The following is a 2546-nucleotide window of genomic DNA, read 5'->3' as shown; positions in this document are numbered from 1 at the left end:
GCGGGAGCCATGCCAGTACAGCTTGGTGCCCTCGCGCCAGAAGAAGGTCGGCGTGCAATAGGGCTGGCCGTCGATCACGTAGGAGACGTGGCAGAGCATCGAGGAATCCAGGATGCGATGAACCGTGGCGTGGTCGTAGAAGCCGCGGTCGTGCCGGCGCTTCACCTGGTTGCGCACTGAGGTCGGATAGGAATTCGAGGTCTCGGTCTGGCTCACGGCCGCTCCTGCTCGGATTGGAAGAAATCTGGAAGCAGTTGTAGCGGCGCATTTGGTCTGCGATAGTTCCAATTCCATGCGAAATATTCCGACCAATTCTCTCCCCTCACCGGCCAGGCCTTCCTTGCCGACAAAGACCGAGCTGCCGCTCGACCTCACAGGCCCGCACGTCACGCCAGGCGCCTCCGCCGCACACCGGCTCTATCAGGCGCTGTGCGAGATGATCGTCTCCGGGCTCGTCAAGCCCGGCGAGCCGCTGCCGCCGTCGCGAACGCTGGCCAGGCAGACCGGGTTTCGGCGCAACGCCGTCGTCATCGCCTATGAACGCCTGATCGCCGACGGCTTCGCCGAGGCGACCGTCGGCTCCGGAACGTTCGTCGCCGCGCGCATTCCTGCGCGCACGGCCGAGCCGGACAAGCCGAAGGCCATCGTCGAAACGCCCGGGCAAGGCGCCTTCGCGCTCGGCTGCACCCATATCGACGAACGCGCGGTGCAGCGTTTTCGCGCCTTCGTCGGCCGACGCATGCGCGCCTTCGGGCCTGAGCACCTTCACTATGGCGATCCCCGCGGCAGCCGCGAGCTGCGCGCGGCGATCGCCGATCATCTGTTGTCGGCGCGCGGCCTGCGCTGCGACCCCGATCAGATCATGCTGACGTCGGGCACGCTGCATGCGCTGCGCATCGTGCTGAGCGCGATCCTCAAGCCCAACGACCAGGTCTGGTGCGAGGACCCAGGTTACCCCGCCGCGCGAAAAACCATCGCGCATTGCGGCTATCGCGCCGTGCCGGTTCCGGTCGACGAGCACGGGATGCAGGTCGCCAAGGGACGCACTGCCGGCCCCAACGCGCGCGCGGCCTATGTCACGCCGTCGCATCAGTTTCCGCTGGGCGTGCAGATGTCGATGCCGCGGCGGCTCGAGCTTCTGGACTGGGCCAGGCAGGCCGGCGCATTCGTACTGGAGGACGATTACGACAGCGAGTTTCGCTATGACGGCGCACCGCTGATGTCGCTCGCCGGCATCGATCGCCTCCAGCGCGTGATCTACCTTGGCACGTTTGCCAAGACGCTGTTTCCCGGCCTGCGCATCGGCTATTGCGCCCTGCCCGAACGCCTGATCGCGGACGTGACGGCTGCGCGCGCGGCGCTCGACCGCTTCCCCGGCACGCTGATGGAAGGTGCGGTCGCCGACATGCTCAACTCCGGCGCCTTCGCCGCCAACCTCAAGCGCGTGCGAAAACTCTATCGCGACGCCCGCGATTTGCTGGCCGAAACGCTGGAAGCCGCATCCGATGGCGCGCTCTCGGTACCAGTGCCATCGCAGGGCCTGCATCTGGTCGCCCGGTTTGATCGCTCGGTCGACCTTTCGGTGGCAGCGCGGGCCAAGCACGCGGCCGGCGCGGAAGGCTGGCTCTTGGCCGACACCTATTCGCGCGCGCGCCCTCTGCCTGGCTTCGTGCTGGGATTTTCCGGCCACGCGGTTCCACAGCTCATCGCCTCCGCCGAACGGCTCGCGCGGGAATCGCGCACCGCCCTGCGCACGAGGAACAGATCCGCCCGGGGGCCCTGACAAAGGTTCACTATCAGAATCGCGAGCCCGTCCTTACATTGCGGTATCAATGCCGGGATCTTTCGCCATGCCTTTCCGCCGTGCAGCTTGCCTCTCAGTCCTGATCTCCGCCGCGCTAGTGACGACGGCGCACGCCGTCACGGTCGGACGCGAGCAGGACATCGTCGATCTCAAGCTAGGTCAGCGCGTGCAGGTGGATGACGGAACCTGCCCCGCCGGACAGGTCAAGGAAGTGCGCGGAACGAAGATGACCGATAAGGGCGTCGCGCGCACCAGCGCTTGCGTGCCGCGCTACGGTCCGAAGACGAAATAATTACTGCTTCGCCGGATCGAACATGCACTGCAAGGTCGGCTTGGCGATCTTGGTGAAGGTCGGACCGATCTCGCCCTGCTTGGACGTCGGCACCCAGTCGGTCTCGATGGTGGGCACGCCGGTCTCGCTGATGCCGCGCAACAGCGCTTCGCGCAGATCGCGGTCCTCGACGGCCGCCGCGGCGTGATCGTGCAGGCAGCCGCAGACTTCCTCGGGATGTTCCCACCGCCCCAGCATCCGCGGCGCGCACTGACGCACGAACTCAGTGCGGGGATCCGGTAACCTGGTGGGAGCGCGCACCTGCGCCTGGGCGGCATTGATCGTCAGAACGGACACGAACGCAGCGGCGCAAAATCGAACGATCATGATGGCCTTTATCGGCTGATTTTCTTGTTATCGATCAGAAACGCGCAGCAACCACGATCGACTGCGACGCCGTGGGGGTGATCG

The 2546-nt window shown here is 66.0% G+C and carries 4 protein-coding genes; 2 read left to right on the top strand and 2 right to left on the bottom strand.

Features of this window, described 5'->3' with window-relative positions; all coding sequences use genetic code 11:
* A partial coding sequence (locus IC66_RS0102555) for a pyridoxamine 5'-phosphate oxidase family protein (protein WP_038946562.1) occupies positions 1-216 on the bottom strand: 216 nt, incomplete at its 3' end.
* 76 nt (positions 217-292) lie between these two features.
* Between IC66_RS0102555 and pdxR the strand changes: the two genes are divergently transcribed.
* Together pdxR and IC66_RS0102545 are read left to right on the top strand one after the other, a co-directional pair.
* Positions 293-1783, top strand: coding sequence for a MocR-like pyridoxine biosynthesis transcription factor PdxR (gene pdxR / locus IC66_RS0102550; RefSeq protein ID WP_038946561.1), 1491 nt, complete (start codon positions 293-295; stop codon positions 1781-1783).
* Positions 1784-1850: 67 nt separating this feature from the next.
* Positions 1851-2096, top strand: coding sequence for a DUF6719 family protein (locus IC66_RS0102545; RefSeq protein ID WP_028144961.1), 246 nt, complete (start codon positions 1851-1853; stop codon positions 2094-2096).
* Here IC66_RS0102545 and IC66_RS0102540 read toward each other — a convergent pair whose 3' ends face one another.
* Complete coding sequence (locus IC66_RS0102540) at positions 2097-2462, bottom strand: hypothetical protein (protein WP_028144962.1); 366 nt, start codon at positions 2460-2462, stop codon at positions 2097-2099.
* Between the last annotated feature and the right edge of the window lie 84 nt (positions 2463-2546).

The sequence above is a fragment of the Bradyrhizobium genomosp. III genome, from assembly GCF_000261705.1.
Lineage (GTDB): Bacteria > Pseudomonadota > Alphaproteobacteria > Rhizobiales > Xanthobacteraceae > Bradyrhizobium > Bradyrhizobium ottawaense.
The sequence above is the reverse complement of the archived record's forward strand: the minus strand, read 5'-3'. Positions and strand labels throughout refer to the sequence as shown.